Annotated in this window: 20 protein-coding genes and 1 pseudogene; 1 reads left to right on the plus strand and 20 read right to left on the minus strand. The window is 52.4% G+C overall.

Annotated features, from left to right (window positions below; translation table 11 throughout):
* The 5 genes and pseudogenes from L6H98_RS20075 to rplS form a co-directional block, all read right to left on the minus strand.
* Window positions 1-1,061, minus strand: a pseudogene (locus L6H98_RS20075) (hypothetical protein); the annotation flags it as partial.
* Between the two features lie 27 nt (window positions 1,062-1,088).
* The gene (locus L6H98_RS20080; protein ID WP_236417800.1) at window positions 1,089-1,790 is read right to left on the minus strand and encodes a ribonuclease HII; all 702 of its coding nucleotides are present in this window, start codon (window positions 1,788-1,790) and stop codon (window positions 1,089-1,091) included.
* Window positions 1,791-2,296: 506 nt separating this feature from the next.
* Window positions 2,297-3,160 (minus strand): ribosome biogenesis GTPase YlqF, encoded by an 864-nt coding sequence (gene ylqF, locus L6H98_RS20085; protein ID WP_236417801.1) that lies wholly within the window; start codon window positions 3,158-3,160, stop codon window positions 2,297-2,299.
* A 41-nt stretch (window positions 3,161-3,201) separates the two neighbouring features.
* Complete coding sequence (lepB, locus tag L6H98_RS20090; RefSeq protein ID WP_236417802.1) at window positions 3,202-3,819, minus strand: signal peptidase I; 618 nt, start codon at window positions 3,817-3,819, stop codon at window positions 3,202-3,204.
* 316 nt (window positions 3,820-4,135) lie between these two features.
* Window positions 4,136-4,477, minus strand: a complete 342-nt coding sequence (gene rplS / locus L6H98_RS20095; protein ID WP_236417803.1) for a 50S ribosomal protein L19 — start codon at window positions 4,475-4,477, stop codon at window positions 4,136-4,138.
* Window positions 4,478-4,837: 360 nt separating this feature from the next.
* Here rplS and L6H98_RS20100 point away from each other — a divergent pair, with 360 nt between their 5' ends.
* Window positions 4,838-5,773 (plus strand): polysaccharide deacetylase family protein, encoded by a 936-nt coding sequence (locus tag L6H98_RS20100; RefSeq protein WP_236417804.1) that lies wholly within the window; start codon window positions 4,838-4,840, stop codon window positions 5,771-5,773.
* Window positions 5,774-5,855: 82 nt separating this feature from the next.
* Here the strand turns inward: L6H98_RS20100 and L6H98_RS20105 are convergent, their stop codons facing one another.
* From L6H98_RS20105 to fabD, 15 genes are all read right to left on the minus strand, one after another.
* Window positions 5,856-7,097 carry a hypothetical protein gene (locus L6H98_RS20105; RefSeq protein ID WP_236417806.1) on the minus strand — a complete coding sequence of 414 codons (1,242 nt, stop codon included), beginning with the start codon at window positions 7,095-7,097 and terminating at the stop codon, window positions 5,856-5,858.
* Window positions 7,098-7,277: 180 nt separating this feature from the next.
* The gene (trmD, locus tag L6H98_RS20110) at window positions 7,278-8,045 is read right to left on the minus strand and encodes a tRNA (guanosine(37)-N1)-methyltransferase TrmD (RefSeq protein ID WP_236417808.1); all 768 of its coding nucleotides are present in this window, start codon (window positions 8,043-8,045) and stop codon (window positions 7,278-7,280) included.
* Between the two features lies 1 nt (window position 8,046).
* Window positions 8,047-8,559, minus strand: coding sequence for a ribosome maturation factor RimM (rimM, locus tag L6H98_RS20115; RefSeq protein ID WP_236417817.1), 513 nt, complete (start codon window positions 8,557-8,559; stop codon window positions 8,047-8,049).
* 101 nt (window positions 8,560-8,660) lie between these two features.
* Window positions 8,661-8,891: a KH domain-containing protein gene (locus L6H98_RS20120; protein WP_236417819.1), complete on the minus strand. Its 231-nt coding sequence runs from the start codon at window positions 8,889-8,891 to the stop codon at window positions 8,661-8,663.
* Between the two features lie 23 nt (window positions 8,892-8,914).
* Window positions 8,915-9,187, minus strand: coding sequence for a 30S ribosomal protein S16 (rpsP, locus tag L6H98_RS20125; RefSeq protein WP_236417820.1), 273 nt, complete (start codon window positions 9,185-9,187; stop codon window positions 8,915-8,917).
* A 58-nt stretch (window positions 9,188-9,245) separates the two neighbouring features.
* Window positions 9,246-10,622 (minus strand): signal recognition particle protein, encoded by a 1,377-nt coding sequence (ffh, locus tag L6H98_RS20130; protein WP_236417822.1) that lies wholly within the window; start codon window positions 10,620-10,622, stop codon window positions 9,246-9,248.
* A 62-nt stretch (window positions 10,623-10,684) separates the two neighbouring features.
* Window positions 10,685-11,035, minus strand: coding sequence for a putative DNA-binding protein (locus L6H98_RS20135; protein WP_236417823.1), 351 nt, complete (start codon window positions 11,033-11,035; stop codon window positions 10,685-10,687).
* A gap of 172 nt (window positions 11,036-11,207) precedes the next feature.
* Entirely contained in the window at window positions 11,208-11,855 is a 648-nt protein-coding gene (locus tag L6H98_RS20140) for a hemolysin III family protein (RefSeq protein WP_236417824.1), read from the minus strand.
* Window positions 11,856-12,007: 152 nt separating this feature from the next.
* Entirely contained in the window at window positions 12,008-13,024 is a 1,017-nt protein-coding gene (gene ftsY, locus L6H98_RS20145; protein ID WP_236417826.1) for a signal recognition particle-docking protein FtsY, read from the minus strand.
* A gap of 102 nt (window positions 13,025-13,126) precedes the next feature.
* Window positions 13,127-16,696, minus strand: coding sequence for a chromosome segregation protein SMC (smc, locus tag L6H98_RS20150; RefSeq protein ID WP_236417831.1), 3,570 nt, complete (start codon window positions 16,694-16,696; stop codon window positions 13,127-13,129).
* A 186-nt stretch (window positions 16,697-16,882) separates the two neighbouring features.
* Window positions 16,883-17,581 carry a ribonuclease III gene (rnc, locus tag L6H98_RS20155; RefSeq protein WP_236417833.1) on the minus strand — a complete coding sequence of 233 codons (699 nt, stop codon included), beginning with the start codon at window positions 17,579-17,581 and terminating at the stop codon, window positions 16,883-16,885.
* 13 nt (window positions 17,582-17,594) lie between these two features.
* Window positions 17,595-18,833, minus strand: a complete 1,239-nt coding sequence (gene fabF, locus L6H98_RS20160; RefSeq protein WP_236417835.1) for a beta-ketoacyl-ACP synthase II — start codon at window positions 18,831-18,833, stop codon at window positions 17,595-17,597.
* A 172-nt stretch (window positions 18,834-19,005) separates the two neighbouring features.
* A complete protein-coding gene (acpP, locus tag L6H98_RS20165; protein WP_024630176.1) occupies window positions 19,006-19,239 on the minus strand; it encodes an acyl carrier protein in 234 nt (77 codons plus the stop codon).
* 153 nt (window positions 19,240-19,392) lie between these two features.
* Window positions 19,393-20,142, minus strand: a complete 750-nt coding sequence (gene fabG, locus L6H98_RS20170; protein WP_236417837.1) for a 3-oxoacyl-[acyl-carrier-protein] reductase — start codon at window positions 20,140-20,142, stop codon at window positions 19,393-19,395.
* A 34-nt stretch (window positions 20,143-20,176) separates the two neighbouring features.
* On the minus strand, window positions 20,177-21,112 hold the full coding sequence (fabD, locus tag L6H98_RS20175) for an ACP S-malonyltransferase (RefSeq protein ID WP_236417841.1): 936 nt from the start codon (window positions 21,110-21,112) through the stop codon (window positions 20,177-20,179).
* Window positions 21,113-21,114 lie beyond the last annotated feature (2 nt).

Below are 21,114 nucleotides of genomic sequence, written 5' to 3' on the forward strand. Positions count from 1 at the left end.
CGCCCGGCCGCCCCGGGCTGGCCGTCGATCACGCGGCCAGCTGCTTCACCTGCCGTCCCGGTTCCCGCCGGACGGCCCAACCCCGGCGAGTCCGCATCCATATCTTGCGGACTCGATCCCGGTATTCCGGTGCCTGCCGGAATACCGCCTTTGCCGGCGTTCTCAGCGCCGCCGGCCACCGTCCCTGCCTTTGCGCCTCCGGCTTCGGTCCCGGGCACGCCCGGCTGCGTCCCCGGCTTCGCCGCAGCTGCCGGAGCCTCTCCGGCTCCATTTACCGTTGTCGCCGCGCCCACCGGAGCCGCCCCCGCCTGTTGCGCTGCCGCAGCCGGTCCTCCGGCAGCGCGACTTCCACCTGCTGCGGTCCCGTTATCCGCAGCTTCCGCACTGCCCGTCATCGGCGCAGCCGTCGTCGGAGCCACAACCTTGCCGTTCGCCTCTCCATTCTTCCCCGGCGTTTTGCCAGACATCTGCGACAACATTGATTCGAGCTGCTCCGTCAAACCGCTTAACAGTTGATGCAGCGGCGGCCCAAACACGGCCTGATGCAATCCTTTGACCGTTTCCGCCGTCACCGGCAATCCTCTCTGAAATGCAATTCCCGTCGCCTGAACCCATTCCTCTGCGGGAACTTGGGCGGGTTTGGCCGCAAGCATGTTTTGAACCAGGGTCACATTATCCTTGGTCAAGGGCAATCCGCTGCGCTGCATCGCGATCAGCAGCTCCCGATTGCCTTTTGTGTCCGGCAGGCCTACGTCCTGCAGCAATTGATTCATGGAAGCCTGCGGCAGTTCAGACAACGAACCGGCCAGCGGCTTCATCACCGTCATGCCGTTTTCACCGGGCGGCTGCACTTGCAGCAGCGTCGTTTCACCCGCACGAAGCGGTGTTTCCAGCTTTGCCCGCACCTGAACTCCCTGAATTTGCAGGACGGCATCTCCGCCGTCCTCCGAGACGCTGACGACCGACCCCCGTACCACTTGGCCTTCCTTGAGTTCAAGCGGCTTGGCATTTCCAGGCTTGCTATCCCCTAAAATTCCGCGAATCATCGAGCTGATATTCATGATTCCCCCTCCTTTCGTGCTTCTAGATTAAAACAATGTAGGCTGCTCCCCGATCAAATTGCCCAAGAAGCTTCTGCGATGCATTGGCGTAGCGCCAAGAAGCATGATTTGCTCCCGATGAAATTTCGTGGCGTAGCCCTTATGTACAGCCAAACCATAGTCCGGATATAACCTGTTCCATTCCCCTTGGCACAGCCGATCGCGGGTCACCTTGGCTATAATGGACGCCGCCGCGATGGATTGGCTGTTCGCGTCCCCTTTAACGATCGACAACTGCGGGATCTGGACATCCACTTTTTCGGCGTCCACCAGCAAATAGTCCGGCGTCTGGTCAAGCGCATCAACAGCCCGCTTCATGGCCAGCCTGGTCGCCTGCTTGATATTGATGCGATCAATCGTTTCCGCGTCCACGAATCCTACCCCGACGGACACGGCGTTTTCCATGATGATTTCATACAAGGCATCGCGTTTTTTCTCGGACAGCTTTTTCGAATCGTTCACGCCCTCCAGAATCAGTCCTGGCGGCAAAATCACCGCCGCAGTGACCACGTCCCCGAACAGGCAGCCGCGCCCCACCTCATCGATGCCGGCAATGTGTTCAAAACCGCTTGCCCAATATTCCCGTTCATAGAACAGCAAGTCCGTCGAATCGCTGTCTGCATCGTTATGTGCGGGTTCAGTTCGGGCATGCTGATGAATCAGCTCGTCAAACTCCATATTTTCAGTCACTTCATATCCTCTCCTCTGCCCATGCTTGTTCCTGGCAAATCATATATGCGGTTACGGCACCCTATTTTCTTTAGACGCCATATCCTTTCAATTGTTTTCACAAAATATGGTTTAAAGGGGAGTCCGGGGATCGGCAGCCGCTTTTGATGCAGATTTCCTTCAGAACGTTTTAGGCAATGCCTCTCTTCTCCAGACTCGTTCTGCCCGTTCATCCCGTCACGATCAATTTCTTATTTTATCGGTCACTTATGCTTAAAATTGAATATATCCTGTCCCTCGTTCCCACGAACAGCCCTGCTCTTCATCATACCATGCATGGAAATACGCTGAATATATGTAAGACCCATTTCCATCTTTTGCAAGCCTGCCGAACAAAATCTGCCCCTATTTGAATTTATGCTCGATCTGTCAGACCGGATCGAGAGCCCCGGGGAATATAAAACGCAAAAATCGGCCGTTCCCGACAATCAGGTAACGGCCGATTCTTTCGGCATCTTGCATATGGTTTAGTATGGTGCTTCCATCGAGTACCGCCCCATTTTGCCTGCACGCAGCTCCCTCAGGAACGTTCGGGACGCCTTTTCCAGATCCACGCGCCCGCCGCTGACGATGCAGCCGCGTTTGCGTCCGACCTGTTCCATGATGGCAATGACGTCATCCGACTCGTCCGCATTCCGCGAGAACTCCTGCAGATCAAAACGCTCTTCAAGTGCCTCCCAGTAATAACGCATGAGATAGCCGATGGCAAAAAAGGCGATATCTTCGGCATTCAAAATTTCTTCTTTGATGGCCCCCGTTACCGCCAAGCGATAACCGACGTTCTGATCCTCAAATTTGGGCCACAAAATGCCCGGTGTATCCAGCAATTCCATTTCCTTGCCAACCTTGATCCATTGCTGCCCTTTGGTTACGCCCGGACGATCCCCCGTTGCCGCAATGTTGCGTCCGGCAAGCCGGTTGATCAGCGTCGATTTGCCGACGTTCGGAATGCCCACGATCAAGGCGCGGATAGCTCTGGGGTTCATACCTTTGGCCAACTGGCGTTCGATCTTTTCTTTCAGCAGCAATCGGGCCTGTGCCGGAATATCCTTCACATTGGTGCCTGTCGAGGCATCTACGGGAAATGCAGTAATGCCTTCCTCTTTGAAATAGGCAATCCATTCTTGCGTCACTTTCGGATCGGCCAGATCGGCTTTGTTCAGCAAAATCATTCTTGGCTTGCCCTGCAAAATTTCGTCAATCATCGGATTGCGGCTGGAGACAGGCAGACGGGCATCCAGCAGTTCGATGACCACGTCAATCAGCTTTAACTTATCCTGAATCTGGCGTCTGGCTCGGGTCATATGACCTGGAAACCATTGTATCGTCACCTTGTCTTCACCTCGTTGTTTACTTAAAAATCATCCCTGGATCAGTTAATCCACTTCACGTCGCTGATCGGCCAGAAAATCACGTCTGCGCGACCTACGATATCGCCAAGCGGCACATAACCGATCATTCGGCTGTCCGTACTGTTCGGACGGTTATCCCCCATCACGAAAACGTGACCTTCAGGCACCTTTCCGTCAGGGAACTGCTCATTCGGGAAGTCCTTCACGTTGTAGGTTCCCCCATTTGCTTCCGCAGCATCAATCGCGCCCTGAATGTAGGTTTCATTCACTTTTTCTCCATTCACCAATACGGTATCTCCCTTGACTTCAACCGTATCGCCGGCAACGGCAATGACGCGCTTAATGAAATCGCGGCCTTCCGAAGGCACGTGGAAGACGATAACCTCACCGCGTTTCGGTTCGCGGATGTCGTACAAAATTTCATTGACGATCACCCGTTCGCCGGTATGAAAATTCGGCTGCATCGAAGGCCCGTCCACCACAAACGGCTTAAACAGCAGCCAACGAATCAAAACGACCAAAACCAATGCAATCGCAATCGCTTTGATCCATTCCACGATTTCATTTTTGGCTTTCTTGGATCGACTGCCATTCTCTTCGGCAGGTTTGCCGTGGTCCTGTTGAACTTCTTGTTCCATCACTGATCTTCCTCTCTTCACGGTACATGTTTACAGCCAATAACACATTCAGCATACTGCCGCTCACGATCGTTGTCCTTCCATGCAAGCAGTGATGCCGACCATCAGTTATGTAAATCGAAACGTAAGCATCTATGTGCATTTGTATGGCGATGCTATCCCCATGTCTTACGAAAATAACTGATTTTACAAAGCCTCCCGGACTTTTGCGCATGTGTCGCTATACCATTTTACTCGGAAGTGTACCTCCGGTTCAACTTTTCCCAGACAAAAACGAAAAGGGCTTGTTTCCAAGCCCTCTCCGTTATCCGTTATATTAACGAATTTCTTTAATTCTCGCTGCTTTACCGCGCAGTTCACGAAGATAATAAAGCTTCGCACGACGCACTTTACCACGGCGAGCCACTTCGATTCTATCGATTTTTGGGGAATGAAGCGGGAATGTTCTTTCCACACCTACACCGTAAGAAATTTTACGAACCGTAAAAGTCTCACTGATTCCGCCACCACGGCGCTTGATCACAACACCTTCAAACAACTGGATACGCTCACGAGTTCCCTCGATAACCTTAACGTGCACTTTCAAAGTGTCACCAGGGCGGAAACTTGGCACATCCTTGCGAAGTTGTTCTTGAGTAATCGCTTGGACGATATTCATCTATGACTCCCTCCTTCCGTACAGGCGTTCATACTTCTTCCGGAGACTACGATGTCTCCATCATTATCCATAGAGGACCGCCGTATTCCACACAACAGAAATATTGTACCATGCACAAATTCAAAACACAAGGATATCTCCAAAAAATTATGCATATTAAACCAAAAATACCGATAACAATGATTTGTCACAACTTAAAAACCTGTATAAACACCCGAACCCATCTTATATCCGCTCCCCATGAAGTGGAGCAATCACAATAATGTAACTTTCTCTTCGATTCATTCGTCTATGATAGAGCTTGTCGGCAACAAGCACTTTGTCGATGCGCGGATTTTCAATAGAAGGAGCTTTGTCATTATGAAACCAATCAAAAAAATCATGCTCGCCCTGCTCGCTGCACTTACATGTTTTGTGACATTGTACGTATATGCAGTCAATCATCCCACCAATGCTTTATCCCATAAGGCATGTACCTCGTGGGACATGGTGAAGCGGAAAGCATTTCTCATCTCCCATCCGGATTACTCCAATGTTCCGAAACTCGATCCATCATTTAAGGTTCAGCCCGGGACGGCAACCGAGGTTCCGGTACTGATGTACCATTACATAGAACCCAAAGCGGATAATCGCGAACCAGGCAACAAATCGATCATCACTCTCGAGGCTTTTGAGCAAAACATGAAATTTTTGCACGATGAAGGATACCAGACCGTGACGCTGGAACAGTTGGAACAATACGTGAAGGGCCAGATTTCCTTGCCTCAAAAATCCATTGTTATCACTTTTGACGACGGTTATCAGAACAACTATACCCTTGGGTATCCCATACTCAAAAAGTACAATTTTCATGCTTCCCAGTTCGTGATCGGCAGCAAAATCGAGGAGCGTCCCGTCCATTTTGATCCGGCCAAGAAATCATTCATATCCAAACAGGAAATGCAAGCGGCTTCGGACGTATTTGAATTCAACAGCCATACTTACAACCTTCATCACAAAGGCTTCATGCGCTGCGGCGAAAGCGTACCGGTCGGACTGGATACCACCCTCCTGAACGGCGACATCGAGCAGATGAAAGAGATTGCCGGGATTGATACGCCATATCTGGCTTATCCTTTTGGTTACACCAGCACGCAAATGATCTATAAGCTTCAACAAAACGGTTACCGTATGGCGTTCTCGGTGCGTCCCGGGTTTGTGCGGCCGGGAGACAATCCCATGAAGCTTCCAAGGTTAACTGTAACAACAGACACGGATCTATCCACACTGCTTCAACCCGAACAAAAGAGGGACTAATTCTTCCTTTTCCAACCACTCGGAAATGTCTGTACATTTGGATATACTTCTCCTACGAAGAGCATGTCCCGCATCGTGATCATTATACTTCCCCACCCGGATAAAGAGTCGAGCTATACAGTCGTTTGGACTGTGGCTGGGCTCTTTCGGTCTGGGCCTGTTCTAGGCTTAACGGGGAGCTCGAATAGATGACAGCTTCCAGCGCATCGTAAATAATGACCTGTTCGCGTCCGCTTTGGCAGAGGTCCGCATGAACCGCATACCCCTCTTTGCCAAAGGATGCAACCGTTTCCATATCTCCGTTGATCAATGACGGGAGCACGCCCCCTCCCCTGCGATAAGCTAAAATATAATCAAGCCCGCTGTCGTCCCACTTACGTACAGGCTCGATGATCGTAAGCCAGCCGCGGGTCGTCCGGTTCTCCTTCCATATTTCTTGACCCGCAGCATCCAGCAAAAACATGCCGTCAAGACCCTGTTCGTCCCCGCGAACAATACGGTCCAATCCCGCCACCTGCAAGCCTTTCAGGCCATCGCAAAACGTTCCGAGCGCAACGTGCTGCGATTCGATTGAACCGGTATAACGCCATTTCTCGTTACCCTGGAGATCCATCATTACCGTCACGCTTCCCCCGATGACAATCTCGGTCTTTCCATCGCCATCCACGTCGCCAAACCAGATGCAGTCCGCGTGATCCTCCAGGTCCCTGCAGGACCACAGTAACGTGCCATCATGATCGAGCATGTCATACCCGGCCATCACTTCGTGCCGCCCGTCACCGTCGATGTCATACACCCACGGAAAATGCCCGGTGTTGCCCTCATGCTTCCACAACAGTTCAAACTCATGGTTCAATGCCCACATCGTTTTATAACGATCTTTTAAAATAACGTCCATTTTCTGTGGTTCACCCGTAAGGTTCGCCAAAATAATGCAATCATGCGCCTGCTCGCCGGGTAAGGCATGGCTTTCTTTGATTTCCCCCGTAGACCCGTCCAACACCAGAAATCGCTTCTCCATGACACAAACCACTTCATTGCTGCCGTCTCCATCCCAGTCCGCAATTTGGGCCGGATAATCCGATCCCGGTCCGCCTGCATCCGGATCAGGAGACCCTACTTGCCATAAAAGCTCTCCGGTCAGGTCATACGCCGTCAAACAACGTACCTGATGTGGAACATAACGATCATCGATCCCGCCATCGGCTTGTACCAACAGCATCTCCAACCTGCCATCGCCGTTCAGGTCACCAAGCAGCATTTTGCAGCGCAGGCCTGCTTGGCTGATATCGACTCTGCCCACCTCATGCGTTTGGTCGTTCATGTCATTTCCGCCTCCCCATTTGTTCGGTCCATCAATTTCACATTCAACGATAAGCATTTTTACCATTATTTACAACCTCTTTTTGAGAAAAGGGAGAATAACCCATCCAAAAAAAAGAGCAACCTTGCCCAATGCAAGATGTGCTCTTTTGATCCACGCTATGGAGAATCTCCGGACCGATCATCGGTCCCCTGATCCGGTTTCCTGTTTCTTCGAACGAAGCTTGTCCAGCCACTCGCGTTCTTTCTTGGACAGCTCCGCCGTTTCGAGCAGGTCCGGCCTGCGCTCCAGCGTGCGGAGCAGCGACTGCTCCCTGCGCCAGGCTTCGATATTCGAATGATGTCCTGACAGCAGCACATCCGGAACCTTCATGCCTCTGAATTCCGGCGGTCGGGTGTAATGGGGGTACTCCAACAGCCCCGTGCTGAACGAATCGGTCACCGCACTCGTTTCATTGCCCAGCACGCCCGGAATAAGTCGTGCAATGCTGTCAATGGCCACCATGGCCGGCAATTCGCCTCCAGTCAGCACGTAGTCCCCAATGGACAGCTCGTCCGTGACGAGGAATTCGCGAATTCGTTCATCGTAACCCTCATAATGGCCGCATATAAAAATCAGGTGATCCTCCTGCACGAGTTCTTCCGCCTTTTTCTGCGTGAAGGTCTCTCCTTGCGGGCACATCAGTATGATGCGCGGCCGTTTCCCTTCAGGTCCCCGCTGCTGCACGACATCCTCCACGGCTGCGAAGATCGGATCAGGCTTAAGCACCATTCCGCCTCCGCCGCCATAAGGGGTATCATCCACCGTATGATGTTTGTTGTTGGCATAGTCCCGAAAATTGACGGCATTCAGGGAAACCAGCCCTTTTGCCTGGGCTTTGCCCAAAATGCTTGAACCAAACACACCTTCGAACATTTCCGGGAATAACGTCAGTACATCGACCTTCATCCTATAGTAACCCTTCCATCAGATGAATTTTGACCTGCTGCTGCTCGATGTCCACATCCAGTACAACGTCGTCAATCACCGGAATCAGCACTTCTTTGCCGGCAGATGTCTTAACGACCCATACATCATTGGCGCCGGGTGTCAAAATGTCTGTAATCTTGCCCAGTGTATCGCCTTCTTCAGTGACGACGGAGCAGCCGATAATTTGATGGAAATAATATTCGTTTTCCTCCAGCTCGGCAAGGTCTTCCTTCGAAACCTTGGCCATACCGCCTTTGAATTTCTCCACCTCGTTAATGTTGCCAAATTCCTTAAAACGAACGATATACATGTTTTTGTGCGGACGAGCCGCTTCAACCTTTGCCAATACGGATTGCCCGTCAGGCATGAACAAATAAAGCTCTGCATTTTTGGCAAAGCGAACTTCAGGAAAGTCCGTGGTGGGCATGATTTTCAGTTCACCGCGGATGCCGTGAGTGTTAACGATTTTACCTACATTCATGAATTGTGACATACATTCCTCCTGCATTTCATTCAACCCATCGCTATGATTGTAAGTTTCAGCATGTACGAAAAGGGGCTAGGACATGCATCCTAACCCCCTTTCGTATATCTTTAAGATATGATATCAACGGTAACCCGTTTATCCATCTTAACTGCTGCTGACGTGACGACCGTACGCAGAGATTTCGCGATTCGCCCTTGCTTGCCGATCACCTTTCCGACATCGTCGGGATGAACGGTCAGCTCGTAAACGACGAGCCGATCCTTCTCCACCGTTCGAACTGCCACATCTTCCGGATGATCGACCAAAGCCTTAGCAATTGTACTTACTAATTCTTCCATAGATGACCCTCCGAATCAGCAACTTATTTCGATTGTTTGGACTCGTGGAACTTTTTCATCACGCCCGCTTTGCTCAGCAAGTTGCGAACAGTGTCGGATGCTTGCGCACCGTTTTGGAGCCATTGCAATGCTTTATCTTCATCGATTTTGACAACTGCCGGTTGTTCAACCGGGTTGTAGTAACCGATCTCCTCGATAAAACGACCATCACGCGGGGAACGGGAATCCGATACCACGACGCGGTAGAAAGGAGCTTTGTGAGCACCCATACGTTTCAGACGAATACGAACTGCCATTTTGAACATTCACCTCCTTCAACGAAATCTGTTGCCTATCATTCAGCTGCCCATGCCATCAACGGAAAGGAAATTTCATTCCCTTGCCCAAGCCTTTGAGCTGCTTCATCGCTTTGTTTTTACCGCCTTTAGGGCCCATCATGTCGGACAATTGCTTCATCATGCGCCGCATTTCATCGAATTGCTTAATCAGGCGGTTGACTTCCGCAAGCGAAGTTCCGCTGCCTGTTGCAATCCGTTTCCGGCGGCTGTGGTTGATGAGGTCCGGATTTCGTTTCTCTTCCGTTGTCATCGAGAACACGATCGCTTCGATGCGTCCCATTTGTTTGTCATCGACTTTAAGATCCTTGGCTTGTTTCATCTTGCCCATGCCGGGTATCATGTCCATGATCTGGTCGATCGGTCCCAGCTTTTTCACCTGATCCATTTGCTCCAGGAAATCCTCGAACGTAAATTCGGCATTACGCATCTTACGTTCCATTTCCTTCGCTTTTTCGGTATCGATGTTGGACTGGGCTTTCTCGATCAATGAGAGCATGTCGCCCATCCCCAGAATACGGGAAGCCATTCGTTCCGGATGGAAAGGCTCCAGTGCATCAAGCTTTTCGCCGAGCGAAGCAAACTTGATCGGGCAGCCGGTAACGGCTTTTACCGACAAAGCGGCACCGCCGCGCGTATCGCCATCCAGCTTGGTCAGAACAACGCCGGTCAACTCAAGCTGGTTGTTGAAATGCTCAGCCACGTTAACGGCATCCTGACCCGTCATGCTGTCCACGACAAGCAGTACTTCGTCCGGATTTACCGTGCTATGGATCTGGCGCAATTCCTCCATCAACTGTTCATCGACGTGCAGGCGGCCTGCCGTATCGATAATGACGTAATCATTGCCGTTCTCCTTGGCGTGCTGCAAACCTTGGCGAGCAATCTCGACCGGGCTTGTCTGGTCTCCCAGGCTAAAGACCGGAGCCTTCAGCTGCTCACCGAGCACCTGCAGCTGCTTGATGGCTGCCGGACGATAAATGTCGCCCGCCACCAACAATGGACGGCTGTTTTGCTTCTGCAGCATTTTGGCAAGTTTGCCGGATGTGGTCGTTTTCCCCGCACCCTGCAAACCGACCATCATGATCACCGTCGGCGGTTTGTTGGCCTTGGCCAGCTTGGACTGGCTTCCGCCCATCAGCTCCGTCAACTCTTTGTTAACGATGTCGATGATGACCATGCCTGGCGTAAAGCTGTCCATCACTTCTTTGCCGACAGCTTTTTCTTTCACCTTGGCGATGAATTCCTTGACCACTTTGAAGTTTACGTCCGCTTCGAGCAATGCCAGACGAACCTCGCGCATTGCTTCGGCAACATCTTCTTCGGACACTTTGCCTTTGCCGCGCAGCTTGCTGAACACATTTTGCAGTCGGGTCGTCAATCCTTCAAATGCCATGATCCCACCTCCTTAGCCTTTATACTGTTTCATACCGATTTGGTTTCATCCAGGATTGCCGATCAATCCGCTAACTGACGAACCAGATCGTTTATTTGTTTGTCGTTATCCACGGAAACGCCTGCGCGTTCCAATGCCATTCGCAATTGTTCCAAAGTACGGCCGCGCCGTTCATGCTTCTCCAGCAAGCCCAGCTTGCTTTCGTAGTTTTCCAGCACCTGCTCCGCACGCTTGATATGTTCATATACCGCCTGGCGGCTGATCTCGAACTCGGCAGCAATCTCACCGAGCGAGAAGTCATCATGAAAGTAATACTTCAAAAATGTTTGCTGCTTCTCCGTAAGCAATGGCTCATAGAAAGCAAATAGCAAGTTTATCCGGTTTGTCTTGTCCAGCCGGTTCTCTTGACTCACATCGGGGCACTCCCTTCGTCAAGGAAAAACACTTTACACTCTTGCAACGTTCCTTATCATACCCAAAACAAAACCGGATGTCAAGCAAAAATACTTGTCACAATCTTTTTTCCTTCACGAAGCAAAAAACGAACCGTTTCCGGCACGGAAAACGATTCTTTTTTCTCCGATTTTAACGCAGTGGCGTGAGGTATAACAGCACCGCGAAGAAATGAAGAATGCTGCCTGCAAGCACGAACAAATGCCAAATCGCATGGTGGTAAGGGAAACCGCGCCACACATAAAACAGCGTTCCGAGTGTGTACATGATTCCCCCGGCCACCAGAAGCGTAATGCCGCCGGTAGGTACAGCTGCCACCAGCGGCCGCCAGGCAATAACGATCAACCAGCCCATTGCGAGGTAAAACAACGTGGACATGAACAAAAACCGTTTCGTGAAAAACGCCTTGAAAATGACGCCCGCCAAGGCGATGCCCCAAATAACGCCGAACAAGGTCCATCCAAGCGTTCCGCGCACTGCCACGAACAAAAACGGCGTATAGGTACCTGCAATGAAAAGGTAGATGGATGAATGGTCAAAAAACTCGAACAAATCTTTGGCCTTGCCCTCCTTCAGGGCATGGACCATGGTTGAGTTGGTGTACAGCAGCAGCATCGTAATACCGTAAATCGTGAAGCTGACGACATGCCATACAGTGCCTTTCATGCTTGAAAATACGATGAGCAGCACCAATGCAGCCACGCTAAGGGCGGCGCCGATGCCATGGGTCACGGCATTGGCGACTTCCTCGCGGCGGGAATAGGTATAGGTGTTGGCCATATCAACCGTCCTTTCTAATCCTGGCTTTCATTTCCTGTTTAGTCCATTATACACCGATTGCCGCTGTCCATGGCACGCGAGGTTTCCATTCATCAACGGCAATCAGGGTAATCTATATAAGTTGAACATCAACCAATATAGGTATCATTGTACTACGATTCGTTTGTATCTTCCTTCTTCTCGTCGTCGGCAGACTGCTCCTGGATTAATCCGGCAAAGAGCGCATGAACGAACTGCTCCGAATCGAACGGCTGAAGATCATCGATTTTTTCGCCCAAACCGACCAGTTTGACCGGAAGGTCAAGCTCCTGGCGGATCGCTACCACGATTCCACCTTTGGCTGTGCCGTCCAGTTTGGTCAACACCAGGCCCGTAACTCCGCTTTTCTCGCCGAACAGCTTGGCTTGGCTAAGTGCATTCTGGCCTGTGGTCGCGTCAAGCACCATCAGCACTTCGTGCGGAGCGTCGGGAATTTCGCGCTGGATGACACGATAGATTTTGTTCAGCTCTTCCATCAGGTTCGATTTGTTTTGCAGACGGCCTGCCGTATCGCACAGCAGCACGTCCACCCCCCGCTGTTTCGCCGCCTGAACGGCATCATACATGACCGCAGCCGGATCGGAACCTGCCTGCTGTTTGATGACTTCAACGCCGGCGCGTTGTCCCCATACCTCCAGCTGTTCGATCGCCCCGGCACGGAATGTATCTCCAGCAGCCATCATGACCTTTTTGCCCTGTTGTTTGAAACGATGGGCCAGTTTGCCGATGGTCGTCGTTTTGCCCACGCCGTTGACCCCGACAAACAAAATAACCGTGATCCCATCCGGATTCATTCTCAATTCGCTGTTTTGCTCCCCGCGGAGCAGGTCTTTCAGCTTCTCCGACAGCACGGGCTGCAGCTCTGCCGCATCCTCGATTCTGCGCTTCTTCACTTCGTCGCGCAGGTCTTCGATCAGCGTCAAAACCGTGTTCACCCCTACGTCGGCACCGATCAGGATCTCTTCGAGCTCCTCATAGAACTCCTCGTCGATTTTTTTGCGGCGGATGACCAGGTCGGTTACCTTTTCCACAAGCCCTTTGCGCGTTTTTTCCAAACCGTCCTTGAACTGCTTCGTCACCGACTCCGCTTTGTTTGCAATGCTATCCTTCAGCCTTTTAAAGAAACTCATAAAGCCCCTCCATCGTGTTAGAGACTGCGACGAAATACCTTACGAATGTCATCGCAGCTCCTTAGTTGATTCGTTTTAAATACAGCTTGCCTTTTCCGGCGTTTATGCGATTACGGCCTCTTCGTCCTCCAGTTTGACCGAAACCAGCTTGGAAACGCCGCCTTCCTCCATCGTGACCCCGTACAGCACGTCGGCCTCTTCCATCGTGCCTTTGCGATGGGTAACCACGATAAACTGCGTCTGCTCCGAGAACTCGCGCAAATATTGGGCAAAACGCACCACGTTTGCTTCGTCCAGCGCAGCCTCGACCTCGTCGAGCACGCAGAACGGAACCGGCTTGACGTGCAGGATGGCAAACAGAAGCGCCATTGCGGTCAATGCCCGTTCACCGCCGGACAAGAGCTGCAGGTTTTGCAATTTTTTGCCCGGAGGCTGAGCGACGATATCGATGCCCGTTTCCAACAGACGTTCAGGGTCCATCAATACGAGATCGGCGCGTCCTCCGCCAAACAATTTGCTGAACACCGTGCCGAATTCGCGGCGAATGGCATCAAACGTTGATTTGAACCGTTTGGCCATCTCGTCCTCCATCTCGCGGATCACCTGATACAGCGTCGTTTTGGCTTCCACCAGGTCATTCTTCTGATCGTTCAGGAACTCATAACGCTCGTTGACCCGCTGGAATTCTTCAATGGCACCCAGATTGACATCGCCCAGGTCGGCAATGCTCCGTTTAAGCTTCTGAACTTCCTGCCTCGTGCCTTCCACGTCTTCAGGTACAGGGTATCGCTCTTTGGCCAGCTCGTAGCCAAGCTCGTATTCATCGGTCAGCTTGCGCAAAATGCTCTCCAGCTCGACATCCAGACGATTGACGGATATTTCCGTCTGGCGCATCTGCTCTTCCACCGCTTTGAGCTGAACCCGCTGCTCCTTCGTCTCGCTTTCGGCGAGCTCAAGCTTTTTCGACAATTCGCTCCGTGCGGCGCGCTTAAAGTCCAATTCGCGGGAAGACTCCGCTTTTTTCAGCTTGAACCGGTTCAGGTCTTCGATCTGCTTCACGCTGTCCTGTTCCGTCTTCTTCAGGTCCGCTTCCATTGATGCAAGCAAGGTGCTATTTTGTTTCAATTCCTTCTCCAGGGAGGAAACTTCCCGTTCGAGGCGCCGCAGCTGTTCCTCATTCGAGAAACGCTCCTGATCCAGTTTCCCTTCCCGAACTTTCAGCTCGGTCAGCTGGGTCTGCAGTTCTTCCTTGGCCGATTCGTTCGCTTTGCGGGCAAATTCGGCAGCATGGATCGCCCGATGCGTCGCTTTCTCTTCTTCTTCGAGCTCTTCAAGCTTTTTGACTGCATCCGCCCGGGCCGCGTCCAGGTCTTTGAGCTCCTCGGTAAACCCGCTCTTCTCCTGTCCGGCGACAGCGACTTGCTCCAGCACGTGGCGAAGCTCATGCTCCACTTGTTTCATCTCCATGGACGCCTGCTGCTCTTCGTTTCTCGTCACGTCCCCGGATTGGCGCAGCTCATCCAGCTTGTCCTGGCATTGCTCCAATTGGGACTTTATGTCCTCCACGCCTTGGTGCAGCTTCCTGATCTGCTGTTCGGTATCCAAAATATCCTGATCCAGCTGATCCAGCTGGCGTTTTCGGCTGAGCAGACTGGAATTTTTTTTATGCTGGCTTCCCCCGGTCATGGAACCGCCCGCATTCACCACGTCGCCTTCGAGCGTAACTACCCGGAAACGATACTGGCAGCGCGCGGCAATTTTGTTGGCATGCTCCAGCGTCTCCGCAATGATGACATTGCCAAGCAGACTGCCTATAATGGCCGCATAACGGGAGTCGTAATGGACCAGATCGGCTCCGATTCCGACATAACCGTCTATGCCTTCGATCATGGAACGCTCTCCGGCACCGATCGCGCGCGGCCGGATGACGTCCAGCGGGAGAAAGGTGGCCCGTCCAAGCTGGCGCTGCTTCAAGAAAGCGATCGCCTGCCTGGAGACCGATTCGTTCTCCATGACGATATGCTGCAGCGATGCCCCCATGGCCGTCTCGACGGCAAGTTCGATCCGCTCAGGCACCTGAACCAATTCGGCCACGGCGCCGTGGACGCCGTTCAGCACGCCTTTGCGCGATGCCTTCAGCACTTCCTTGACACCCAGCATGAATCCGTCGAAGTCATCCTGCATTTCTTTCATCGTATCCCGGCGTGAAATCTGCGCCTCGCGCTTTTGCTCCCATTTCCGGACCGTGCCCCGGCTCTCTTCGAGCAGCTTCTGCAAAGAATTCAGCCGTTCGCTTTCCGAAATATATCCGCTGCGTAGATCACCGATTTGTTTGCCTAGCTGCGCAACCTTTTTCTGGATTTCGGCCTTGCGGCGTTCCAGAACTTCCTTTTGGCCCTCCCATTTGCCGGACTCCTCGGAAGCGCGGTTCATTCGGCGCTCCAGATTTTCCTTCTGCTGGTCCACGTAACGAATTTCGTTGCGCGCCTGGGCCATCTGGTTCATCAGCTCCAGCAAATTGCCCTTCAGGCTTTCTTCCTGCTGCTGGCTGATGCCGCCGGTAACGCCGACCAGCTTCGCCTCCTCTTCGGAAAGCCGATTCCGCACGTCGGCGAGCTCGCGTTCCAGCGCAGCGTACTTCTCGCGCAAGGCAATGAGTTCTGCCTTGCGTTCCCGGTGTCTTTCCTCGCTCGATTCCAGGCTCGTCCGCAGTTGTTCGCGATTCGTCTGCAGATGGCGAAAACGTTCTTTCAACAGCTCGCCATGCCCTTCGCTTTTCTCCGTCGCTTCGCTGTATTGCAACAATTCTGCCTGAAGCTGCTCCACTTCTGACTCCAGCAGGCGCAAGGCGTTCCGGTCGCTCTCCAGCTTGGCATCATGCGTGGAAACGATCGCAGCCAACCCGACTTCTTCTTCCTTCAATGCTTCCAGACGCGCATTGGCCTTGCTCCAGGAGGCATGGATCTGTTCGATTTGGTACACGTACATGGAAATTTCCTTGGATTTCAACTGCCCACGCAACTCTTTATAGTGGATCGCCTTTTCGGATTGCTCCTTCAGCGGGCCAATTTGATCCTCCAGCTCGGTGACCAGGTCATGGATGCGCAGCAAATTCTGTTCTGTTTCATCGAGCTTGCGCGTGGCGTCCCGTTTGCGCGTTTTGTATTTGACGATTCCCGAAGCCTCTTCGAAGATGCCTCTCCGGTCCTCGGAACGGGTGCTCAATATTTCCTCGATTCTTCCCTGTCCGATGATGGAATAGGCCTCTTTTCCGATGCCGGTATCCATAAACAGTTCGGTAATATCCTTCAGCCTGCAGGCTTGTTTGTTAATAAAATACTCGCTGTCTCCGCTGCGATGCACGCGGCGGGTTACCGTCACTTCACCAAAATCCAGGGACAGCGCATGGTCCTCATTGTCCAGCGTCAAGGAAACCTCGCCGTAATTGACGGCTTTCCTGGCATCACTGCCGGCAAAAATGATATCTTCCATTTTGCCGCCGCGCAGCGATTTGGCGCTTTGCTCTCCAAGCACCCAGCGGATCCCGTCGGAAATGTTGCTTTTCCCGCTCCCGTTGGGACCTACCACCGCGGTAATGCCGCGGACAAATTCCATTTCCGTTTTGTCGGCGAATGACTTGAATCCACCCAATTCAATGCGTTTCAGAAACATCGGGCTTCCCGTCACCTCCTCCGTTTTCGTGTAAAAAGTTAAATTCGCGCCGGCAAGTACTCACCGGCTTTCACGTGTCCGTCTTACAAAAAAAAGAGCAAAAAGCAGTCCGGCCGGTCATTTCCGCCGGGGCGGACCCACGGGCTGCTCTTTGCTCTTCGTTTGTCTGTACGCACACGGTCAAGCTCAGGCCTCCGGCAGCTTCAAGCGCTCCAGAGCCGCAGATGCAGCCTGCTGCTCGGCTTCCTTTTTGGATCGTCCTGTGCCTCTGCCAAGCCGTTCTTGCCCCATTAGGACCTCGGAGACAAACTCCCGTTCATGGGCAGGTCCCCGTTCCTCCACAATGCGGTATTCAAGGACACCCATATTATGATGCTGAGTAAGTTCCTGCAGTTCCGTCTTAAAGTCGCTGACCTGCAGCTTGCCGCCCGGGACGATCAACGGAAACACATGTTTTTCCAAAAACGTTCTTACGGGTTCCAGTCCTTGGTCGAGATACAACGCGCCAATGAAAGACTCGAACACGTCAGCGAGCAATGCCGGCCGCGTTCTACCACCCGTCAGTTCTTCTCCCTTGCCGAGAAGAACGTACTGTCCAAAACCGAGAACTTCAGCAAATTTGACCAGGGAAGGTTCGCATACGATAGATGCCCGAAGTTTGGTCAGTTCACCTTCCGGCCGATCAGGATACAGTTGATACAAGTATTCCGATACGGTCAGCTCAAGCACCGCATCGCCCAGAAATTCCAGGCGTTCGTTGTCCTGATGCTGACTGAACCGGTGTTCGTTTACATAAGAAGCATGGGTAAACGCTTGTTTTAAGAGCTGCCTGTTGTCAAATTTGATTTGAAGTTTTTGCTGTAACTGCTTCAGATCTTCACTCAAACGAACTAGCCCCTTATGCTTCGAATTTTTTGAGAATGATGGTTGCGTTGTGACCGCCAAATCCAAACGAGTTGGACATAACAACATTGATATCCGCTTGGCGAGGAACGTTAGGCACGTAGTCCAGGTCACATTCAGGATCTTGGTTGTCCAGATTGATGGTCGGCGCAATCGTCTGGTGCGCCAGCGTCAAACCGCAAATGACGGCTTCCACGCCGCCTGCCGCGCCCAGCATATGGCCCGTCATCGACTTGGTGGAGCTCACCGCCAGCTTGTACGCATGGTCTCCAAATGCCTTTTTGATGCCCGCCGTTTCGGAAAGGTCACCCGCAGGCGTCGATGTGCCATGTGCGTTGATGTAATCCACGGCTTCCGGCTCGATGCCTGCACTGCGAAGAGCCATCTTCATGCAGCGTGCCGCGCCGTCAGGATCAGGATCGGTCATATGATGAGCATCACCTGTAAGGCCATACCCGATGACTTCGCCATAGATGCGCGCTCCGCGCTTCTGGGCATGCTCCAGCGATTCCAGGATCAGAATGCCCGCACCCTCGCCCATCACGAAACCGTCGCGACCGGTATCGAAAGGACGGCTTGCTTTTTCCGGCTCATCATTGCGCGTGGACATGGCGCGCATGGCGCAAAATCCCGCAAGGCCCGTCGGACGGATCGTCGCTTCGGCACCGCCGCAGATCATCGCGTCGGCGTCGCCGTTCGCAATCAGCTTGAAGGAATCACCAATGGAATGAGTTCCTGTTGCGCAAGCCGTGACCACGTTGATGTTCGGTCCTTTGGCGCCCAGGGAGATGGACATCTGGCCTGATGCCATATTGGAGATCATCATCGGAATGAAGAACGGACTTACCCGTTTAGGGCCTTTTTGCAGGAGCGCATTATGCTGGTCCTCCCATGTGCCCAATCCGCCGATGCCCGAACCGATGGACACGCCGAAACGTTCTGCATCAATATTTTCGTTGATTTTCAAACCACTGTCTTCAACGGCTTTGAAACCCGCAGCAACGGCAAACTGAACAAAACGGTCCATTTTGCGCGCATCTTTGCGATCCATGTAATCTTCCGGATTAAAATCCTTGATCTCTGCCGCGATCTGTGTGGTGTATTCACTCACATCAAAAGCCTCGATCTTGGAGACGCCGGACTTTCCTGCCATCAGGTTGCCCCAGAACGTTTCCAAATCCTTTCCGAGCGATGTCATGACGCCCATACCGGTAATTACGACTCTTTGTTTCAAACCGACTCACCTCTATATCGACTGCGTATACGCACGTATTTTGTGGGAATATCCGCAGGCAATCCGGTCCTCTGTCCGAAGACGCCGGGACGAATTTACCTGCGGAATGAGAAAAACCGATGAATGATGAGAAGTCCCGCCGTTCGAAAACAGGTGCGGGACTAAATTGACTTTAGGTATGAGATTGTATGTAGTTTACAACTTCACCTACGGTCGTAATTTTTTCTGCATCTTCATCAGAGATTTCCAAATCGAATTCATCTTCCAATTCCATAACCAATTCTACTACGTCGAGAGAATCAGCTCCCAAGTCTTCCTTGAAAGATGCTTCAAGTGTAACTTCAGCCTCGTCTGCGCCCAAGCGGTCGACGACGATGCGTTTTACACGCTCCAATACATCGGACATCCGGTTCACCTCCTCCTTGGTATTATACGAGAATCGCAAGCAAAATGCCATAGAAGACATATGCGGTCCCCGGCCGGGGAACCCAACCTTTTTCCGGCATTTGCGGATCGTCCAGCGTCTGTTCCCCGGGCATGCGTTCAAGTCCGGGAAGAACTACATGTACATGCCGCCATCGACATGCAGCGTCTGCCCTGTCATATAAGAAGAAGCATCCGAAGCGAGGAATGTCACCACGCCGGCAATTTCATCCGGCTGGCCAAGACGGGCAAGCGGAATGCCGCTTAACATGCCATCGACCAGCTCTTGTGACAGTTCCTTGGTCATATCGGTTTCAATGAAGCCCGGTGCCACGCAATTGACCGCAATACCGCGGGATGCCAATTCGCGGGCAGACGCCTTCGTCAAACCGATGACCCCTGCTTTCGCAGCGACATAGTTAGCTTGCCCTGCATTTCCAAGCACGCCGACAACGGAGGAAATGTTGATGATTTTGCCTGAACGCTGTTTCATCATTGGACGTGTCACTGCTTTCAAGCAATTGAACACCCCTTTGAGATTCGTCTCGATCACCTGATCGAACTCTTCCTCTTTCATGCGCATGATCAGGTTGTCGCGGGTAATTCCGGCGTTATTCACCAGAATGTCCACATTGCCCCATGCTTCAATCGTAGCTTTCACCATTTGTTCGGCTTCATCCATCACGCCCACATTCGCTTGAAGCGTTATGCTCTTCACGCCTTTGGCACGAATCGCTTCAGCCACCTCTTCCGCAGCAGCCTGGCTTCCTGCATAGTTCACGGCCACGTTAGCCCCGGCCTCCGCCAGCGCAAGCGCAATGCTGCGTCCGATGCCTCGGGAGGCACCCGTAACAAGCGCGTTTTTTCCTTCCAATGGTTTGGACATAGTCAGTCCTCCTTTCCCAGAGTATCCGATCGGCTCAGGATTGCAGCGCAGCCGCGGTTGCTTCCAGCGTTTCAAGGCTGTTCACGTTGTACAGGCTGACGGTTTTATCTGTCTTTTTAATCAATCCTGTCAGCACGCTGCCTGAACCGATTTCCACAAAGGTATCCACGCCTTGTTCGATCAGCCATGTCACACTGTCTTCCCATAATACGGGAGAATAGACCTGTTCCGTCAACAATTGCGGGATTTTACCGTCTTCGGCAGGTCTTGCCGTTACATTGGCCACGACAGGCACACGCGCCGGAGAAAATGTAACGCCACTCAGTTTATCTGCCAGTTTATTAGCAGCTTCCTTCATCAACGAGGAATGGAACGGACCGCTAACCTCCAACGTAATGGCGCGTTTGCCGCCAGCTTCTTTCACCCGTTCAGCGACGGCAGCAACGCCTTCCTTCACGCCCGAGATGACAATCTGGCCCGGACAGTTCATATTTGCGAGTTCCACGGCATGACCACCAGCCGATACGTCCCGGCAAAGCACCCCCAGCGCTTCCCGATCCGCACCCAGCACGGCTGCCATCGCTCCTTGACCTCCTGGTACAGCTTGTTCCATATACTGGCCGCGCGCACGCACAATGCTCACGGCATCCGCGAAAGTCAGTACATCGGCTGCAACCAATGCGCTGTATTCGCCAAGACTGTGTCCAGCCACGTAGTCAGGCTCGATCCCTTTTTCTTTGAAAGCCTCAAGCAAGGCAATGCTTGCCGTCAACAGAGCCGGTTGTGTATTCGATGTCTGTTTCAGCTCGGTATCCGGACCTTCAAAAATCAATGAACTCAGCGAAAAGCCAAGCGTCTCGTCCGCTGTACGGAAAATGTTCGCGGATGCAGGCACGTGATCATGAGCGTCCTTTGCCATCCCGACTGCCTGTGATCCCTGTCCGGGAAATACAAATGCTATTTTACCCATCT

It is taken from the genome of Paenibacillus sp. JJ-223, assembly GCF_927798175.1.
Lineage (GTDB): Bacteria > Bacillota > Bacilli > Paenibacillales > Paenibacillaceae > Paenibacillus > Paenibacillus hubeiensis.